Annotated in this window: 18 protein-coding genes; 6 read left to right on the top strand and 12 right to left on the bottom strand. The window is 37.8% G+C overall.

Annotated features, from left to right (window positions below; all coding sequences use genetic code 11):
- Window positions 1-320: 320 nt before the first annotated feature.
- From ACYIAR_RS11560 to ACYIAR_RS11545, 4 genes are all read left to right on the top strand, one after another.
- Window positions 321-3,302: a SusC/RagA family TonB-linked outer membrane protein gene (locus ACYIAR_RS11560; RefSeq protein ID WP_480329712.1), complete on the top strand. Its 2,982-nt coding sequence runs from the start codon at window positions 321-323 to the stop codon at window positions 3,300-3,302.
- Between the two features lie 13 nt (window positions 3,303-3,315).
- Complete coding sequence (locus ACYIAR_RS11555) at window positions 3,316-4,887, top strand: RagB/SusD family nutrient uptake outer membrane protein (protein WP_480329711.1); 1,572 nt, start codon at window positions 3,316-3,318, stop codon at window positions 4,885-4,887.
- 90 nt (window positions 4,888-4,977) lie between these two features.
- Window positions 4,978-5,277 (top strand): Dabb family protein, encoded by a 300-nt coding sequence (locus ACYIAR_RS11550; protein WP_480329710.1) that lies wholly within the window; start codon window positions 4,978-4,980, stop codon window positions 5,275-5,277.
- Window positions 5,278-5,411: 134 nt separating this feature from the next.
- The gene (locus tag ACYIAR_RS11545) at window positions 5,412-6,608 is read left to right on the top strand and encodes an exo-beta-N-acetylmuramidase NamZ family protein (protein ID WP_480329709.1); all 1,197 of its coding nucleotides are present in this window, start codon (window positions 5,412-5,414) and stop codon (window positions 6,606-6,608) included.
- A gap of 93 nt (window positions 6,609-6,701) precedes the next feature.
- Here the strand turns inward: ACYIAR_RS11545 and ACYIAR_RS11540 are convergent, their stop codons facing one another.
- The 3 genes from ACYIAR_RS11540 to ACYIAR_RS11530 all read right to left on the bottom strand — a co-directional run bounded on the left by ACYIAR_RS11540 (window position 6,702) and on the right by ACYIAR_RS11530 (window position 9,197).
- Window positions 6,702-7,148 (bottom strand): META domain-containing protein, encoded by a 447-nt coding sequence (locus ACYIAR_RS11540; RefSeq protein WP_480329708.1) that lies wholly within the window; start codon window positions 7,146-7,148, stop codon window positions 6,702-6,704.
- Window positions 7,149-7,150: 2 nt separating this feature from the next.
- Entirely contained in the window at window positions 7,151-7,576 is a 426-nt protein-coding gene (locus ACYIAR_RS11535) for an META domain-containing protein (RefSeq protein WP_480329707.1), read from the bottom strand.
- 253 nt (window positions 7,577-7,829) lie between these two features.
- Complete coding sequence (locus ACYIAR_RS11530) at window positions 7,830-9,197, bottom strand: MATE family efflux transporter (RefSeq protein ID WP_480329706.1); 1,368 nt, start codon at window positions 9,195-9,197, stop codon at window positions 7,830-7,832.
- Window positions 9,198-9,314: 117 nt separating this feature from the next.
- Between ACYIAR_RS11530 and ACYIAR_RS11525 the strand changes: the two genes are divergently transcribed.
- A complete protein-coding gene (locus tag ACYIAR_RS11525; RefSeq protein ID WP_480329705.1) occupies window positions 9,315-10,592 on the top strand; it encodes a M23 family metallopeptidase in 1,278 nt (425 codons plus the stop codon).
- A gap of 39 nt (window positions 10,593-10,631) precedes the next feature.
- The gene (locus ACYIAR_RS11520) at window positions 10,632-11,000 is read left to right on the top strand and encodes a YccF domain-containing protein (RefSeq protein WP_480329704.1); all 369 of its coding nucleotides are present in this window, start codon (window positions 10,632-10,634) and stop codon (window positions 10,998-11,000) included.
- Here the strand turns inward: ACYIAR_RS11520 and murI are convergent.
- From murI to ACYIAR_RS11475, 9 genes are all read right to left on the bottom strand, one after another.
- Entirely contained in the window at window positions 10,997-11,836 is an 840-nt protein-coding gene (gene murI / locus ACYIAR_RS11515; protein WP_480329703.1) for a glutamate racemase, read from the bottom strand. The two genes, ACYIAR_RS11520 and murI, sit on opposite strands and share 4 nt — an antisense overlap.
- A gap of 147 nt (window positions 11,837-11,983) precedes the next feature.
- Window positions 11,984-12,481, bottom strand: a complete 498-nt coding sequence (locus ACYIAR_RS11510) for an OmpH/Skp family outer membrane protein (RefSeq protein ID WP_480329702.1) — start codon at window positions 12,479-12,481, stop codon at window positions 11,984-11,986.
- Window positions 12,482-12,554: 73 nt separating this feature from the next.
- Window positions 12,555-13,070 carry an OmpH/Skp family outer membrane protein gene (locus ACYIAR_RS11505; protein WP_480329701.1) on the bottom strand — a complete coding sequence of 172 codons (516 nt, stop codon included), beginning with the start codon at window positions 13,068-13,070 and terminating at the stop codon, window positions 12,555-12,557.
- Between the two features lie 201 nt (window positions 13,071-13,271).
- A complete protein-coding gene (der, locus tag ACYIAR_RS11500; protein WP_480329700.1) occupies window positions 13,272-14,585 on the bottom strand; it encodes a ribosome biogenesis GTPase Der in 1,314 nt (437 codons plus the stop codon).
- Between the two features lie 31 nt (window positions 14,586-14,616).
- A complete protein-coding gene (gene era, locus ACYIAR_RS11495; protein ID WP_480333637.1) occupies window positions 14,617-15,510 on the bottom strand; it encodes a GTPase Era in 894 nt (297 codons plus the stop codon).
- Window positions 15,494-16,498 (bottom strand): beta-ketoacyl-ACP synthase III, encoded by a 1,005-nt coding sequence (locus ACYIAR_RS11490; RefSeq protein WP_480329699.1) that lies wholly within the window; start codon window positions 16,496-16,498, stop codon window positions 15,494-15,496. The genes era and ACYIAR_RS11490 overlap by 17 nt, the downstream gene beginning before the upstream one ends.
- 205 nt (window positions 16,499-16,703) lie before the next feature.
- Window positions 16,704-16,889 carry a 50S ribosomal protein L32 gene (gene rpmF / locus ACYIAR_RS11485; protein WP_480329698.1) on the bottom strand — a complete coding sequence of 62 codons (186 nt, stop codon included), beginning with the start codon at window positions 16,887-16,889 and terminating at the stop codon, window positions 16,704-16,706.
- Between the two features lie 12 nt (window positions 16,890-16,901).
- The gene (locus ACYIAR_RS11480; RefSeq protein WP_480329697.1) at window positions 16,902-17,480 is read right to left on the bottom strand and encodes a YceD family protein; all 579 of its coding nucleotides are present in this window, start codon (window positions 17,478-17,480) and stop codon (window positions 16,902-16,904) included.
- Window positions 17,481-17,568: 88 nt separating this feature from the next.
- Window positions 17,569-18,729, bottom strand: a complete 1,161-nt coding sequence (locus ACYIAR_RS11475) for a sensor histidine kinase (RefSeq protein WP_480329696.1) — start codon at window positions 18,727-18,729, stop codon at window positions 17,569-17,571.
- Window positions 18,730-18,911 lie beyond the last annotated feature (182 nt).

Raw genomic sequence — 18,911 nt, 5'->3', positions numbered from 1 at the left:
GATATAAACCATTTAATATAATGTGTATAATAATCACATTTAACTAAAGCAATATTAAGACTAATCACTGAATCAATAATATTAAACATCATAATACAACAACTTACACACCATCCATCTTATTTATATTATTTATATGCATATATATGCCATATATTTTTTTCATAAATTATCCTTACATATACTTGTTTTATTAGTTTTTTTTATATCTTTACGGCGTTTGAGCTTACTAAGACAAACCACAATAAGTCTTTAAGCCATGAAACACTATTTTGAGAAAATAAAATTTATTAGTGTTAACCCATAATATGTAAAAACTTATGCGACAGAAAAAAATGTTAACCACATTCAGACATTCGAGAATGGTAGCTGCCTCGATGTTGATGTCTTTCTGCATGACTGGTGCTGTATTTGCACAGAAAGCAGTTATTAAGGGAAACGTTGTTGATGAAAATGGTGAACCTATTATCGGTGCCAACATTTTGGTAAAAGGTTCTACGAATGGAACAATTACTGACATTAACGGTAATTACTCACTGGAAGTAGAAAACGCTAAAGGCGCTGTTCTACAAATTTCTTACATTGGATACAACTCTGTTGAAGAAGCAGTAAAAGGGCGTAATGCTGTTTCTTTCAAACTTGAACCTTCAGTTGTAAACTTGGGTGAAGTTGTAGCTATTGGTTATGGTACCCAAACTCGCCGTGAAATCACAGGTTCAGTAGCAAACGTATCAGAAGAAAACTTCAACAAAGGTGTTACTCGTGATGCATCAGATTTGCTGCAAGGTAAAGTTGCAGGTTTGACAATCACTTCTGGTTCAGGAGATGTAACTCGTGGTTCTCAAATCCAGTTGCGTGGTACATCTACTCTACAGAATGACCAAGGTCCGATGATCGTTATCGATGGTGTTCCTGGTGGTGATATGTCAACTGTATCTCCTACAGATATCGAATCAATCTCAGTTTTGAAGGATGCTTCTTCAGCTGCAATCTACGGTTCTCGTGCAGCTGGTGGTGTTATCTTGATTACAACAAAACGTGGTTCTGGTTCAAAAACTCAAATCAACTACGATGGTTACGTTACAGCATCTACAGTTGCTAACAAACCGGATATGTTGAATGCTCAGGAATGGAGAGATACAAACAAGGAGTTAGGTAATGATATTTCACTATATGACGGATATACTGCAGATACTGACTGGTTCGACGCTATGATGCGTACTGGTACTTCACAGAACCATTCTTTGTCATTGTCTGGAGGTACTTCAAAGAGTAATTATCGTGCATCTTATACGTATATGGATCGTAACGGTATTGCTCGTGATAACTGGATGAAACGTCATAGTTTCCGATTCCAGTTCCAGCAGCGTGCATTGAACGACAAATTGCGTATCGGATTAACAGGTTCTACAACCTTGACAGATATGCAAATGCCGTTTGCTGATGACTATATTCTAGCATACAACATGCTTCCTGTATATCCAGTATATAATGAAGATGGTTCATATTTCACAGGAGCAAACAAAAATTACGACCAAGGTAACCCAGTTCAGAATCAGGATCAGAACTATAAGAAAAGAAGCAATATTTACTTCTATGGACAAGGTGATGTTCAATACACAATCATAGAAGGCTTGACTGCTAAAGTTAACTTGTATAAGAGCCGTTTCTCAAGCGACTATAGCGAATGGCAAGATCCTCAGAACTCTCGTGGTGATGACAACAATGGTTTGGCAGTTCGTCAGAATCGTACTTGGGACCGTGAGTTGATGGAATGGACAGCTAATTACAACAAAGCTTTCGGTAATGAAGAGCAACACAAAATTGATGCTATCATTGGTTATTCATGGGAAACAAACAAATATGCAGACCAGTATGCAAAAGCTACTGACTTTGCAGTAGGTTCAATGGGGGCAGACAATATCCAAACTGGTAATTTGTTGAAAGTAGGTAATGTAACTTCTAGCCGTAATGAATACAAGCTTATATCTATGTTTGCTCGTGCTCACTATAGCTATAAAGAAAAATACATGGTTACTGCAACAGTTCGCCGTGATGGTTCTTCTAAGTTTGGTGCTAACAATAAATGGGGTACATTCCCATCAGTTTCAGCAGCATGGGGTATCAGCCAGGAAAGCTTCATGGAAGATGCTAAATGGATTAATGACTTGAAATTACGTGCTGGTTATGGTGTAACAGGTAACCAAGATGGTTTGCAACCATACAAATCTCTTGAGTTGTATCAGGCATCTGGAACTTACTATAGCAACGGTTCACAGTTGACAGCGTTCAAGGTTGCACAGAATGCCAACCCTAATTTGAAATGGGAACAGACTTCTATGTTGAATGTTGGTTTGGACTTCACTTTGTTCAACAGCCGCTTGAATGGTACTATCGAATGGTATAGCAAGCAGACTTCAGATATGTTGTACACATATAAAGTTCCAACTCCTACATATGTTTATGACAAAATTGCAGCCAATGTGGGTGATATGAGTAATAAAGGTATTGAAATCTTATTGAATCTTGATGTTATAAGAAATAAGAATTTCACTTGGAATACATCTATCAACCTTGCACACAACAAGAACAAAATTACAAAATTGTCTAATGACCTATATTCAACAGACCGTGTATATGTCGGTGACCCATGGATTCGTGGTGCATCAGGTGTAACTTCACACGTTGTTGAAGAAGGTTATCCTGTAGGTCAGTTCTTCATGTTGAAATGTGACGGTATTGATGAAAACGGTAAATTCATTATCGAAGATATCAATGGCGATGGACAGATTACTGATGACGACCGTACATATTGTGGCGATGCACAGCCTGATTTGACTTACGGATGGAATAACACATTCTCATGGAAGAATTGGGATGCCAGCTTCTTTATCCGCGGTACAATCGGTAACAAGGTATTGAACAACCCGGTTGCAGCTTACGGTAACAATACATATATCTCAGGTTGCAACGCAATGAAGAACGACAATTTGATGACTATGCGCGAGAACTCACGTGTATGTTCATACTACATTGAAGACGCTTCATTCGCCCGTTTGGACAATATGTCAATCGGATATACATTCAACACAAAGAAAATAGACTGGTTGACAAAGGCCCGTGTCTATGTAGCAGCTCAGAACTTGTTCGTAATCACTGGTTATTCAGGTTTGGACCCAGAAGTTGAAAACTTCCGTGGAGAAGCTAGTGATGCAGATGCAGGTTTGTCACCTGGTATCGAACCTCGTAACTATATGCCTAAGGCTCGCTCATTCACATTCGGTGTTAACTTAACATTCTAATCGATTTAGCTTTATGAAAAAGAAAAATATATTATCACTATTTCTTGCCGGTGCGGCAATGATGATTATGCCATCGTGCTTGAACTTGGACGAAACAGTCTATGATAAATTACCGGCTGATGACTTCGGTAAAACAGAAGTAGAAATCAATGCATTAGTTGGTACAGTTCACAATACATTGAAAAAATATTGGCCAGGTGACTTCCGTGTACTTTCTGAAAATGGCGGTTCTGTAGCAGTAACACCTACACGAAGAGGTGGTGACTGGTATGATGGTGGTCAGTACAGAGAAATGTATATGCATACATGGACAGCCAATACTAGTGCGATAAAAGGAGCTTGGAGTTCTGCATCTAGTGCAATTGGTACTTGTAATGCAACAATCGAAGTTCTTAAGAATTCTGAAATTCTGAAAGATGAAGACAAAACAACAAAAATCTCAGAAGTAAGAGGAGTTCGCGCATTTTGGTATTATGTAATGTTAGATAACTGGGGAAATATTCCTTTGGTAACTGACTATAACGATAAAGAACTTCCAACATGTAAAACTAGACAAGAAGTTTTTGATTGGCTTTTAAGTGAAGTTGAAGAAATATCAGCTACATGTCCAGAAGCTTCTTCTGAAACTTACGGTCAGTTTACAAAAGGAGCTGCTTACACTTTACTTGCAAAATTATACTTGAATGCTGATGCATGGGAGGTAACAACTTCAGGTGGAAACTACGAAAAAGTTGTTGAATATTGTGATAAGGTTATGGCTATGAATTATATCCTTGAGCCAGAATGGTCTGATAACTTTAATCTAACAAACAACAACTCAAGAGAAGCAATCTTTGCATGTTCATTCTCTAGTACAGATACACAAGATCAAAACCGGATGATGAACCAAACTCTTCATTACAAAGATTATCTTGCTTTTGGTGGAAGTTATTCATCAACTTGGAATGGTGTTTGCGCACAGCCTGAGTATGTAAGATTATTCTCAGATGATGATCCTCGTAAAGATGCAACATTCCTAACTGGAGTAATGAAGGATATTTCAACAGGTGAACCTATCATTACAGACCATGGTTTTGTTTTGGATCATACAATTGATGTAACAATGCTTCCTGGTACTGAATATGACGGAACTACATGGGGAGCTGTTAACCAGCATGATGGTGCACGTTGCTTCAAATGGGAATACGCAAAAGATTTGGTTGATGCAATGGAAAACGATTTCCATATCTTCCGTTTGGCAGATGTTTACCTGATGAAAGCTGAAGCATTGTTAAGAGGAAATGGAAATGTAGGTGAAGCAACAAAATTAGTAAATGCAATCCGTGAACGAGCTTATGGTAATGCAGATCACAATTATCAGACAGTTGATTTGGAAAAAGTGCAGCTAGAACGTCGTTTGGAATTAGCATGGGAAAACACTTCACGCCAGGATGATATCCGCTTCGGTTGCTTCGAACAAGGAATGTGGCCTCAATCAAATTGTGCTAGAGCAACAGGTGAACACTTGAAACTCTATCCTATTTCACAGGATGCATGGCAGACAAACCCGAATTTGACTCAGAATCCTGGTTATGCAGCATTCTAATTTGAATAAATAAAATTCATTAAACTATATACTTGGATACTTTCTATTATAAAAAAGAGAGTATCCAAGTTTTTTATTAAAAATAATATTATGGTTAAACACATTGTTTTATTCAAACTCCCTGATAATATTAATCAAGAAGAGAAAATGGACGTGATGCTAAAATTCAAACATGCAATTGAAGCTCTTCCTAATGTAATTAAATTTATTAGAGAAATACATGTTGAAATAAACATTAATCCAGATGAGAAATGGGATCTTTGCTTAAATAGTGATTTTGATACTCTTCAAGATGTAAAAAACTATTCAATAAATCCTGCACATATTGCAGCAGCAAGTATCCTGAAAAAATTTCCAGGAGAACGAGCCTGTGTAGATTATGAATATTGATAAAACTATTTTATATCAACAATTTAATATATAATATCTTTTTTCAATTGACACGAAAATATGTAGTTTGCATAACTATATATTTCCGTGTCTTTTATGTCAAAACATTTTGTATTTTTGCAAAAAAAACAGACATGAATCATATATCAAAATTTATCCTATTTCTATTTGGATTATTGCTTTGTTTATCTTGTTATGCTAAAGATACAGAAACTGCGACAATACGTGTAGGTGCTGAACGTATAGAAGTAATCACACGTTTATTAGCAAAAAAACAAGTTGGACTAGTCGTAAATCAAACATCTGTTTTAGATAATGGACAACGTCATCTTCTCGATGTCCTTTTAGAAGAAGGTATCAACGTCGTTAAAGTTTTCGCCCCCGAACATGGTTTCAGAGGAACAACAGAAGCAGGTGCAGAAGTAAAAGACAGCAAAGACTTGAAAACTGGAATACCTATCATATCTATATATGGTAAAAACAAAAAGCCACAAGCAGAACAGTTGAAAGATATTGACATTATGGTTTTTGACATTCAGGATGTCGGTGCCAGATTTTATACTTACATTAGTACTCTTCACTATGTAATGGAGGCTTGTGCTGAGAATAATAAAAAACTTATTGTACTTGACCGACCGAATCCAAATGACTTTGTTGACGGACCTATCCGTAAACCTGAATTCAAATCTTTTGTCGGAATGGATGCTTTACCAATCCTCCATGGACTTACTATTGGTGAACTAGCATGGATGATGAATGGAGAAGGTTGGATTTTGAATACTCCAGATACATGCGACATCCATATCGTCAAAATAGAAAACTGGAAACATGGTGATCCATACTGGTTACCGGTGAAGCCATCACCTAATTTACCAAACGACCAGTCTATTCGCCTTTATCCTTCGCTCTGCTTTTTTGAAGCGACTCCTATAAGCGTTGGTCGAGGTACATATTTTCCATTCCAAGTATTAGGTTATCCTGATCCCAAATTCGGAGAATATACGTTTACACCATGCTCATTACCGGGATTCGATACAAATCCTATGCATAAAGATAAAATGTGCTATGGTGTGAACTTACAGGAATACCCTTTTGAAGGAGGATTGACATTGAGATTCGTTATGGAGTTCTACGAAAAATGCGACAAAAATCCTGATTTTTTCTTTAAGCGTAAAAGATGGTTCGATTTGCTTTCAGGAACAGACAAACTTCGAGAACAGATAATGCAAGGTTTAACTGAGGAAGAAATAAAAGCTTCATGGCAGGAAGATCTTGACAAATATAAGGAAATGAGAAAAAAATATCTCTTATATCCGGATTACGAGAAATAATGGAATTGTGATTACATAAAAAAGCTGTGTAAGCAATATAGCGCAAGAGCGTTTATTGATACACAGCTTTTCCTGTTTTATATAAAGAAATTACTAATTTTTCTTCTCCAATACTATAATAGGAGTCTTGGCCTCATCACACAAAGATATTCGTGTAACAGGCTTAGTTTTGCTCATAGATTCAAAATATTTTACGCTATTCAGTAATTTAAGCAAATTATCCTCAACAGTCATATCTGGACAAGCCGTACGAGTTGAACCTACTTGAGGAAAAGATATCATCTCTCTATTAGATTCATCTATATCCAATGAGCCGATTATTCTATTACAACCTGCATTTCCAGACAATCGTTTTCCGTTCAAGTCAAAAGACAGAAATGGTAAATGATTTTCTGATTGCAATGACTTACCTTCAAGCTCAATAACATTCCAATCTCCTTCAAGCTCGTTAATATCTGAAATTGCCTTGTATTGAGAACGACATCCAGATAATATAACAATACTTGCCAAAACCAATATTATTGAAGATATTAATTTCATTTTTATTTACTTAGAACAAACAATGTATTACCATTTTCATCAACCAGCAGCAATTCATTCTCACTCTTACCAGATTTTACAGAACGAACAGCATCCATACTTTGGAAAATTTTAGTTTCCAAATCCATATTTGGACATGCCATCATTGTTGCAGCAGCTTGACCAATTTTTAAAGCTGAATCATCTTTATCATTCAAGATTACAGATGTATTGAATATATTACATCCGGCGTTACCATGAAGCTTCTTTCCTTCCATATCAAATTCCATAAAAGGAACATTCTCTTCGGAGTTTATAACCTCACCTTTTACCTCCACAATATTCCATTTTCCATCCAATTGTTTTACATTGACTTTAGAACTAGAACATGCCACCATTGAAACTGCCATTGCAGGAATCATTAGTGCATACATAAATAACTTCTTCATAAAATATTAAATATTATTCGTTAGTAATTACAATTTAAGTTTAAAGTTGACAAGGCTTCAGAGACGAGTTGACAAGGAATATAAATTGGAAATACAACCTATAAACTCTATGTATAAAAACCATCATCAACTTGTTCACTTATCAACCTCTTTATCTGAAAGTAGAACTTACGAAACATAAGAGCTTTCAATCCTATAGACGCTAAAAAGTGGAAATTTGTTCTGAGCAGACTAAATATTTAACCTACATTAACTACTTAGGAGATGATATAAGGTCCTTTTTCATCCATTTACAAGTTCGCCATCTCAAGCATAACACTATACCTCTTGAACCTTCGTCCATAGCCAAGGCAAACCATATTCCAGCAAGTCCCAATCCCATTGCTATTCCTAACAAATAACCAAAAGAGACGGCAAATACCCACATACAGACTATTTCTATCAATACAGGAATTACGACATCTCCAACGGAACGTAAACAGAACAAGAACATCAACACAGTCGCTCTACCATGTTCCAGTAATATATCAACAAGCAAAGCAGACATAGCAATCTCTATTATTCTCTCATTTTCGGTAAAGCATCCGAGAAGTAAACGGCCACATAAATAAACACCAACAGTTGCCACAAAAGTCACCATCATCGAGCGCTTCCATGCATACCAACTAAGCGTATATGCCGCATTTTTCTTTCCTGCTCCTACAAGATTTCCAGTACATACGGAAGCTGCGCTTGCCATAGCCAAAGAGAAAATATAACCGATAATAACTATGTTCATTATATATACTCTGGCTGTCAGCACTTCGTTTCCCAGCATGTTAATAAAATACACAACGCAAACCTGAGAAGCATCATATGAAATTTGCTCGAAAGCCGACGGCATTCCAATCTTTATCACATCTTTAAGCTTCTTAAACGGAAAAGGACGGAAATATTCAAGTGGCATTTTATGTATCAATCGCTTGAACAATACAATGATTAGAAACAACATTGCCACACCTCGACAGATAGATGTAGATATTGCAGCACCTTCAACACCTAACGCTGGTAATCCAAAATGACCGAATATCAAAGAATAGTTTCCTAAGATATTCAATATATTAATTATGAATGTTACCTGCATTGCATAATTTGGTTTATTAGCAGCCCTTAGAACAGCTGATGCTGTAAAACTTATTGCCTGGAAGAATCCAAATCCACCGACAATTTTCATGTATGTCAGTGCCATAGGCATAAGGTCATCCCTTATATCCATCCAGACCAACATTTGTTTTCCACCAAGTGTTAAGGCAAGACTGATTATCAAACCTACTACAGCATTAAACAAAAGAGAGACACCAACTACCTGAATAAAGCTTTTTGAATCTTTAGCACCAAAATACAAGGCACACATTACTGATGTTCCAACAGTTGTTATGTTGAATAAAAGAAAAACCATATTCAACAACTGATTTACAACACCAACAGCAGCAACAGCATTATCTGAATAATGACTAAGCATTAATGTGTCAACAACTCCCAGCATAAGCATCAGGAGTATTTCCAGAAAAATTGGTCCTACCAATTTCAGTAACTTTCCTCGCAAATCACCTCTATTCCGAAACAACGATAACCCAAACATTGCAGATATCACATTATGAATATATTCTTCCACAAAGGTAAATCAAATCAAATTGGCTAATTCTATTATTTTATGTATGTTTGTAGTACTTATATAATTTGTTGATAAATATCAAAGATGAAAAGAATCATACCAATACTGTTTATTGCAGCAGCATTCTGCCTTTCTATATTTTCATGTAAGCATGATCAAGTAAATAATACCGAAGAAACCGTCGATAGTGAATGGAAAGATAGTCTGCAACATGTTTACGAATATGGTATATGCATAGATAGTCTGAATGTAGAGCATTTTGAGATAAGAAATGGAGATAATCCTTCTATAATATTCTCACGTTTGGGATTTTCTGCTCTTGAAGCAGACAGCATAAGTAAAGCTTCTGCCTCAGTCCTGGATCCAACTAGAATCAAGGCTGGTATGCATTATTGTACTTTTACTACTCGAGATTCTATTGCTAAAATTCAATATATTGCATTTGCAAAAACTATGACAGATTATGCAATAATAGACCTTAGAAAAAGGCCAATAGAAGCATACACTTTCAACAAACCTATCACACTAAAAAGGAAATCTGTAAACGGTACAATAACTTCATCTCTATGGAATATAATAAAGCAACAAGGCGCAGATCCTTTGTTGGCTATTAAAATAGCAGATGTCTTCGCTTGGGAAATAGACTTCTTTGACGTGAAAGAAGGAGATTCTTTCCAAGTGATATACAACGAGGCTTATATTGATGATACAACAGCCTTATCTATTTCATCCATAGAAGGAGCTTTATTCACTCATCAAGGTAAAGATTATTATGCAATACCGTTTATGCAAGACAGTTCAATGCAATTTTTTGATTTAGAAGGAAACAGTTTGCGTAAAGCTTTCCTGAAAGCACCGCTTGACTTCTACAGAATAACATCAAGATTTACCAATGCTCGTTTTCATCCTATACTAAAAAGATACAGAGCTCATCACGGTGTTGACTATGCAGCACCTACAGGAACACCGGTCAGAACTATCGGTGATGGTTCTGTTATATTCAAAGGATACACAAACGGAGGTGGACATACTATAAAAATAAAGCATAATTCTGTATATACTACTTCTTATATGCATTTAAGTCGCTATGCTAAAGGGCTGAGTGTTGGGCAAAGAGTCAAACAAGGTGAAGAAATAGGCTATGTTGGTTCAACAGGTTTGTCAACTGGTCCACACTTAGATTTCAGGGTTTATAAGAACGGAGAGCCTATAAATCCTCTTGATATGGAAGCGCCACCTTCTGAGCCTATTAAACCAGAACTCAGAGACAGTTTTAATATTGTTAAGAACAGAATTATATCTGAACTCGACAGTTTAAAAACCCTGAAACTCAACAATCAGGAATTGACATTAGCGAAATAAAATAATCTTAGAATAATAAACTCAAAATACTGAATAATTATGAAGTTCATAGGTAATATCATCTGGCTTATATGTGGTGGCCTAATTACAGCCATAGAATATCTTATTGCCAGTCTTTTAATGATGATAACAATTATAGGTATTCCTTTCGGTTTGCAGACTCTCAAACTTGGAATACTGGCTCTTTGGCCATTTGGCTCTAAAGTTGTTGAAAGTGAAAGTGCCGAAGGCTGCCTGTGCATTATAATGAACATTATCTGGATTCTAGTTGGTGGAATATGGATTGCAGCCACTCACCTCTTTTTCGGGATATTGCTATGCATTACAATAATTGGTTTCCCATTCGGAAAACAACACATTAAAATGGCAGGTTTGGCACTCACTCCTTTTGGAAAAGAAATAATCTAAGAATTCAGTTCTATTTTTTCCGCATTTACATTATATCCTAAAAACAAAGATGCGGCATCCGAAAATTTCTCAACAGATTCCGTCGTAAGGAAACGCCGGCTACCACCGGTAGTCAGACGGGATGACATTTCCGGATGCCGCACCAGATAATCCGCAAGGCTTTCTGCAACATATTCCCCTTGCGAAACCAACTTAACTCCTGCAGGAACATATTTCCTTATCTTTTTTATCAGCAAAGGATAATGCGTACATCCTAGAATTAGAGTATCGATAAGCGGATCTGTCTGCATTATATGATCAATATGTTTCTTAACGAAATAGTCAGCTCCCGGAGAATCAAATTCTGCATTCTCAACCAACGGAACCCACATCGGACAAGCCTCTCCTACTACAGAAATATGAGGAAACATTTTTTCAATCTCAAGAGTGTAGGATGAAGAAGATATAGTTCCTGCAGTACCTAGGACCCCAATATGCTTACTGTTACTCATCTTGTCCATTAGTTCAACTGTCGGACGTATTACACCCAAGACTCGTCGTTCATTATCCCAAACAGGAAGGTCCTGTTGCTGTATCGTTCTCAATGCCTTTGCTGAGGCAGTATTACAAGCCAATATAACAAGACGGCAACCTTCAGCAAAAAGACGCATCACCGCTTGTCTTGTAAATTCATATACAATCTCAAATGAACGGGGGCCGTAAGGCGAACGAGCATTATCACCCATATATATGTAATCATATTGCGGCAATCTTTCACGTATTTTATCATATACAGTCAACCCACCATAACCAGAATCAAAAACCCCAATTGGGCCATCAGCTTTTGAAAATTGCATATTGAACATTTCCTATATAACTCCTATAAAACAAAAACTCCTTATTACTAAAAAAACACAGAGAACACCTTTTTAGGTACATTCTCTGTGTTTTCAATACAAATGGTTGGAATCAAAACTGATTCTATATTATTCCGAAATTATTAATTACTGCAAACCTAATTTTGCTTTAACAAAAGAAGTAGCATCAACTGCAGATGAACCAGAATACAACAACACTTCCGGAGTCAAGATATAAGTATAACCTTTTTCATCACCAACAGCTTTAATTGCTGTCTGAATCTTTTCCTGAATAGGTTTTACCAATTCCTGCTGCTGTTTAGCAACGTCCTGCTGAGCAACCTGAACCAAGTTGTCCATACGCTGCTGCATATCCTGAACTTCCTGCATTCTTCTAACCTTAATATTTTCAGTCAATGAATCCTGCTGTGCGATAAAATCAGAATATTTTTTCTTGTATTCTTCTTCCATCTGTGCAAGTTCTTTTTTATAACTTTCCTGCAAATCAGCCATTTTCTTTTCCATGTCAGATACTTCAGGCATAGCCATAAATACTTCCTGTGTATTTACGAAAGCAATTTTCACTTCCTGAGCAACAACGCTCATAGGGATAATCATTAGCAATAATGCAATAAGCTTTTTCATTTTTCTTTTATAGTTATTATTATTAATCATTATAATTCCACCTTCAATAACTTAGGCGCACAAAATTAAGCATTTATTTTGAATATCCCAGTTTTGAAAGCACTTCATTGCTGATATCTATCTTTGGAGAAGCAAAAATTATACTCATGGCAGACGCTCTGTCAATCACAAGCTGATACCCCTTGTCCTCTGATATTTCCTTTACAGCATTATATATCTCATCCTGGATAGGCTTCATCAGGCTCTCTCTTTTCTTGTAAAGTTCGCCGTCTGCACCGAAATACTTACGCTTCAAGTCCTGTGCTTCCTGCTCCTTCTTAACTATTTCCTCTTCTCTTTTGGACTTCATCTCTGCAGAAAGGAACACCAAATCACTCTGATATGTCTTATACATATTTTGTGCCTCCTGCTGCAATGCTTCCACCTCATTCTGCCATTTCTGTGAAACCTGACTAAGCTGTTCGTTTGTCATTTCATATGCAGGAATATTCTTCAATATATATTCCATATCAATTAGTGCATATTTCTGGGCGTTTACTGCCAACGAACAAATCATCATAAGGCAGATTGCAAATAATGTCTTCTTCATATTCATCTCTCCTTTTAATGTTAAATTACTCAGGATGCAAATATAAGGTTGACAATATCTATCTAGCAAAGAAAATAAGTTAATTAAAGTTTCGCTAATTACTCAACTTTAATGTTGACAAGACTTTATAAACGAGTTGACAAGGCATAAAATATGATTATCCTTGTCAACTCGTTTACTTATTAACTTGAACTCTGACCTTTACTTTTCTCTGATAAAAATATTTATCGGAGTACCTGAAAAATCCCAATTTTCACGAATCTTGTTCTCCAGGAATCGCTTGTAAGGTTCTTTAATCCACTGAGGCAAATTACAGAAGAATACAAACGAAGGAATACTTCCTGCCGGCAACTGAGTAATATATTTAATCTTAATATACTTACCCTTCCATGCTGGTGGCGGATAATTCTCAATTATAGGAAGCATAGTTTCATTAAGCTTAGCTGTTGAAACTCTCTTCTTTCTGTTGTCATATACTTTCTGTGCTGTTTCCAGGACCTTGAAAATACGCTGTTTTGTCAACGCTGAAATAAACAGAATAGGGAAATCTGTAAATGGAGCCAATCTTTCGCGAACAGCTCGGATATATGAGTCTATCACTTTCTGGCTCTTATCTTCCACCAAATCCCATTTATTAACGCATACCACCAAACCTTTCTTGTTCTTCTGGATAAGCGAGAAAATATTCAAATCTTGGCTCTCAATTCCTCGTGTAGCGTCAAGCATAAGCACGCACACATCAGAATTCTCAATAGCACGGATTGAACGTATCACAGAATAATACTCCAAATCCTCATTAACTTTTCCTTTCTTTCGGATACCAGCAGTGTCCACCAGATAGAAGTTAAGTCCGAATTTGTTGTATTTTGTATAAATCGAATCACGAGTTGTTCCGGCAATATTTGTTACAATATTTCTCTCTTCACCGATAAAAGCATTGACTAAAGATGATTTTCCGGCATTTGGACGTCCAACGATAGTTATTCTTGGCAACTCTTCCTCCAACTCCATCGGTTTCTCTTCAGGGAACAAAGATATTATCTTGTCAAGCAAGTCTCCTGTACAAGAACCGTTGATAGCAGAAATACAGAAAGGATCACCCAAACCGAAAGAATAGAACTCAGCAGAGTTGACATGCATTTCAAATGTATCCGCCTTATTGGCAACAACCACAACAGGCTTACGGCTGCGGCGCAAAATACCTGCAACTTCCATATCCAAGTCTGTCATTCCGTTTACAACGTCAACGACAAAAAGGATAACATCAGCTTCCTCAATAGCAATCTGAACCTGCTTGTTTATTTCTTCCTCGAAAACGTCGTCGGAATTCACGACCCATCCACCTGTATCAATCAGAGAGAACTCCTTATTCAGCCATTCCACTCTGCCATACTGGCGATCGCGAGTTGTTCCGGCCTGTTCATTCACAATCGCCTGTCTTGTCTGCGTCAGACGGTTGAAAAGAGTTGATTTGCCCACATTGGGTCTTCCAACTATTGCAACAATATTTCCCATAATAAAATTTCGTATGCCGTTAATTTATGTATTAATCCAACTGGTAACCGAATGCCTTAAGCATATTATCACGGTTTCGCCAGTCTTTCTCAACTTTGACAAAAATCTCAAGAAAGACCTTCTTTTCGAAGAAACGTTCAATGTCCTTACGTGCCATTGCCCCAACTTTCTTGAGTGCTTGTCCTCTATGCCCAATAATAATTCCTTTCTGAGAATCACGTTCTGCAATAATGAGCGCCTTTATATGGATTTTCTCATCATCTTCCTTAAACAGCTCTACGACTACTTCTACCGAATACGGTATTTCTTTTTGATAATACAGAAGTATTTTCTCACGAATGATTTCTGTAACAAAGAAACGAGCCGGCTTATCCGTCAGCGCGTCTTTTTCAAAATAAGGAGGCGACTCGGGCATCAATTCCGCCACCCTTTGTTTCACGTAATCAATGTTGAAGTTCGACAATGCCGAGATAGGAATAATCTCCGCATCCGGCAACAGTTCCTTCCACTGAGCAACCAGTTTCTCCAAATCAGCCTGGTTTGTCTGGTCAATCTTGTTGATGAGCAGCAGCACAGGATAATCCTTCACTTTCTGCACACGCTGAAGGAACTCTTCGTTTTTATCTATCTTCTCAATTACATCCGTTACATAAAGCAACACATCAGCATCACCCAATGCCGATTCCGAAAAGTTAAGCATAGATTCCTGCAGCTTATAATTAGGATGCAGGACTCCCGGAGTGTCTGAATAGACAATTTGCATATCGTCCGTGTTCACAATCCCCATGATACGGTGACGGGTTGTCTGCGCCTTAGATGTAATAATCGAAATACGCTCACCCACCAGACGATTCATCAAAGTAGATTTACCCACATTTGGGTTTCCCACGATATTGACAAACCCGGATTTATGCTTCTTTTCCATCATAACCCCATTTTACATATATTGAACCCCAAGTGAATCCGGCTCCGAAAGCAGCAAGGATAAGGTTGTCACCTTTCTTCAGTTTGCTTTCCCATTCCCACAAACACAAAGGAATAGTTCCGGCACTTGTGTTACCATATTTCTGGATATTAATCATAACCTGGTCGTCACGCACACCCAGACGCTTAGCTGTAGCGTCAATGATTCGAAGGTTTGCCTGGTGAGGAACAACCCAAGTTATATCATCATTAGTCAGACCATTACGAGCCACCACTTCAGCAGCAACATCAGCCATGTCAGACACAGCGTGTTTGAACACATAGCGTCCGTCCTGATAAACGTAATGTTCTCTTCTGTCCACAGTCTCGTGACTTGGAGGATAAGCCGAACCACCGGCTTTCATGATAAGGTGTTCCAGACCGATACCGTTAGTACGGAGTATAGTATCCATAACACCATAGTTTTCTGTTGTAGGTTCAACCATCACGGCACCACAACCGTCACCGAACAACGGACAAGTATTACGGTCCGTATAATCAGTTATAGCAGTCATTTTGTCGCCTGCCACCACAATGATTCTCTTGTAGCGTCCTGAACGGATATAATTAGATGCAGTTTCCAACGCATACAAAAATCCGGCACAAGCTCCCTGGATATCAAAAGTAAATGCATTCTTACAGCCTGTATTATAAGCAATAATAGAAGCTGTAGTAGGGAAATGATAGTCCGGAGTTGTTGTAGCGCAGATTACAGCCTCAACTGTTTCAGCGTCAACACCTGTTTTCTTAAGCAACTCGTTTACTGCACAAATTCCCATGAAAGAAGTACCTTTACCTTCTTCTCTCAAAATTCTGCGTTCTTTAATTCCAACGCGGGTCATAATCCATTCATCAGATGTATCCACCATTTTGGCAATATCATCATTTGTCAAAACGTCTTCCGGCACATAACCGCCAACGCCTGTTATTACCGCATTAATCTTTTCCATAATTATAATAAGTTTAAGTTTTGCCAGCCAAGTTCGCTTGTCAATATAATAATTTTCCGTTACATATTCGAAACATCATCATATTTCATTAGAAAAAGGCCCACAAAACCTTTATAATTTGTAAAATTAAAAAAAGCCCTAAAAAAATATCTTTTTAGGGCTATTTCTTTTGTTCACCAAAGTAATTTATTTTTCTTCGATAAACTTACACAGCAGCTTCTTTAACAATTGCTAATTTACCTCTGTAATAACCGCATTCGTTACATACAGTGTGATAGATGTGCCATGCACCACAGTTTGGGCAAATAGCCATTGTTGGAGCTACAGCCTTGTCATGAGTTCTTCTCTTGGCTGTTCTAGTCTTACCTTGTCTTCTTTTAGGATGTGCCATGATAATTTTATTTTAATTGTTATTATTCTCTACTAAATTCTTCAGCGCAGCCCAACGCGGATCTATCTGATCGTCTCCCGGCACATCTTCAACATCATCATCGAAGTCTGTGTCAAAATCATCGTCCTCGTCAACACTGCGAGCAGTGTGCTGTCTCAATTTAGACGCCATTGCCTTGTTACACTTTCCCGGAGCATGCACATGCTTCATCGGAATAGACAGTGCTATGAATTCATACAGGAACCATGCTATATTGATTTTTCCTTCTTCTTCCGGAATAATCACTATTTCGTCATTCTCTTCAGAATATTCTTTTCCGAATTTTACAACGAGACGGTTATCCGACTCAACCGGCTGCTCCATATCATCCAGACAGCGGTCGCACGAAACAATCACAACTCCTTCAATATGGAAATCCATCTCGAACATCATAGAGGTCTTTTTCACTGTCAAATGGACATTTACCTTGCCCTTCTGCACCTGGTCTCCATCGATATCCAAGAAGAATTTATTCTCCAAATGGTAGTCAAATTCATGTACTCCCGGAGTGAGATTCTTCAAGTCAATATTGTATAATTCAAATTTTCCCAAAGCCTATTTGTGTAAAAACCATGCAAAGGTACGAAAAAACTTCGTACAAAAACAATATATCTTTCTTTATTTTTTAATATAACATATTTTAAGAGCCAACTGCACGCCTCAATTCTATCCTAAATGTCGTTCCCTTACCCAGTTCCGACCATTTCACATATATCTTTCCTCCGTGATACGATTCGATTATCCTCTTCACAAGCGACAATCCCAAGCCCCATCCGCGTTTCTTAGTCGTATATCCGGGATTGAACACCGTCTTGAATTTCGACTTCATTATTCCCTTTCCCGTATCAGTCACATCAATCTTCACTTTCCCCGATTTTTCCTCAAGCGAAACAGTTATCTCTCCTTGGCCTTCCATAGCATCCACAGCATTCTTTGTCAGATTTTCAATCACCCAGGCAAAAAGAGACGAATTCATCAGCACCGGAACTGGATAATCAGGAAGATTCAGATGTATTTTCACCTTAGACGATATTCTGGTGGACATATATCCGATTGCTGCACGCACCGACTCGCAAATATCAACCGGCACAGGCTCCGGATTCGAACCTATCTTAGAGAAGCGCTCAGCAATTGTTTCCAGCCTTTTCACATCCTTATCCATTTCCTCAATCAGCGAAATATCCACATCCTTCGTCTTTAGATATTCCAGCCATGCGATAAGCGACGATATAGGCGTACCCAACTGATGTGCCGTCTCTTTCGACAATCCAACCCACACTTTATTCTGCTCAGCCTTCTTCGTGCTGGCAAGGGCAAGAAAGGCTATCAGAATAAACACAGCCACAACCGATAGCTGCGCATAAGGATAAACCAGAAGCCGCTTCAGATTCGTGGAATCGTCGTAATACAGATACTGAAACGTCCCATCCTCCATATCCACCACTATAGGCGAATTCTTCGACTTCAGCTCTTTCACCTTTTCATTAAGAAAAGCCTCAACATTCTCTTCCGGCAATTCTATATTCTTATACGTAAGCACACTGTCTTTCTCATTGCAGAGCATCACAGGAATCGTCGTGTTTCCCTGGATTATCTTAAGGATAAGATTCATATTAAGGCTCGGATCTTCACTTGTCACAACTCTTGTTGCCTCAGCCCACACCTCAATCTTCTCTCTCTCCTCTCTTGCCATATCTTTTATCAGCGTATCCGACACCACCACCGAAACAATGGCTATCAATATCGCCGCAAATATAAATACGTATTTCAACCTTTCCCTGGAATCGTAGATACTGTTCATGGTTATATAAATTAAACGATGTCTAAAATAGGGGATTTTGTGGAATAATGCAAATTCTTCAAGGAACGAGTTGACGAGGAGACAAGTTGACAAGGAATATAAATACAGAGGCGCTGCGTCCGAATGATAAAACTGAAATTCTATAGTGCCTAAAGTAAGATTTGCCAAAGGACTGTTAGTAC

It is taken from the genome of Parabacteroides sp. KHUB-01 (assembly GCF_056640935.1).
Note: the sequence above shows the minus strand (reverse complement) of the source record. Positions and strands in the feature narration are given on the sequence as shown.

Bases quoted from the DNA above. Each gene is read 5' to 3' on its own strand.
- ACYIAR_RS11560 (WP_480329712.1), top strand. From the start codon at position 321: ATGCGACAGAAAAAAATGTTAACCACATTCAGACATTCGAGAATGGTA.
- ACYIAR_RS11555 (WP_480329711.1), top strand. From the start codon at position 3,316: ATGAAAAAGAAAAATATATTATCACTATTTCTTGCCGGTGCGGCAATG.
- ACYIAR_RS11550 (WP_480329710.1), top strand. From the start codon at position 4,978: ATGGTTAAACACATTGTTTTATTCAAACTCCCTGATAATATTAATCAA.
- ACYIAR_RS11545 (WP_480329709.1), top strand. From the start codon at position 5,412: ATGAATCATATATCAAAATTTATCCTATTTCTATTTGGATTATTGCTT.
- ACYIAR_RS11540 (WP_480329708.1), bottom strand. From the start codon at position 7,148: ATGAAATTAATATCTTCAATAATATTGGTTTTGGCAAGTATTGTTATA.
- ACYIAR_RS11535 (WP_480329707.1), bottom strand. From the start codon at position 7,576: ATGAAGAAGTTATTTATGTATGCACTAATGATTCCTGCAATGGCAGTT.
- ACYIAR_RS11530 (WP_480329706.1), bottom strand. From the start codon at position 9,197: ATGTTTGGGTTATCGTTGTTTCGGAATAGAGGTGATTTGCGAGGAAAG.
- ACYIAR_RS11525 (WP_480329705.1), top strand. From the start codon at position 9,315: ATGAAAAGAATCATACCAATACTGTTTATTGCAGCAGCATTCTGCCTT.
- ACYIAR_RS11520 (WP_480329704.1), top strand. From the start codon at position 10,632: ATGAAGTTCATAGGTAATATCATCTGGCTTATATGTGGTGGCCTAATT.
- murI (WP_480329703.1), bottom strand. From the start codon at position 11,836: ATGCAATTTTCAAAAGCTGATGGCCCAATTGGGGTTTTTGATTCTGGT.
- ACYIAR_RS11510 (WP_480329702.1), bottom strand. From the start codon at position 12,481: ATGAAAAAGCTTATTGCATTATTGCTAATGATTATCCCTATGAGCGTT.
- ACYIAR_RS11505 (WP_480329701.1), bottom strand. From the start codon at position 13,070: ATGAAGAAGACATTATTTGCAATCTGCCTTATGATGATTTGTTCGTTG.
- der (WP_480329700.1), bottom strand. From the start codon at position 14,585: ATGGGAAATATTGTTGCAATAGTTGGAAGACCCAATGTGGGCAAATCA.
- era (WP_480333637.1), bottom strand. From the start codon at position 15,510: ATGGAAAAGAAGCATAAATCCGGGTTTGTCAATATCGTGGGAAACCCA.
- ACYIAR_RS11490 (WP_480329699.1), bottom strand. From the start codon at position 16,498: ATGGAAAAGATTAATGCGGTAATAACAGGCGTTGGCGGTTATGTGCCG.
- rpmF (WP_480329698.1), bottom strand. From the start codon at position 16,889: ATGGCACATCCTAAAAGAAGACAAGGTAAGACTAGAACAGCCAAGAGA.
- ACYIAR_RS11475 (WP_480329696.1), bottom strand. From the start codon at position 18,729: ATGAACAGTATCTACGATTCCAGGGAAAGGTTGAAATACGTATTTATA.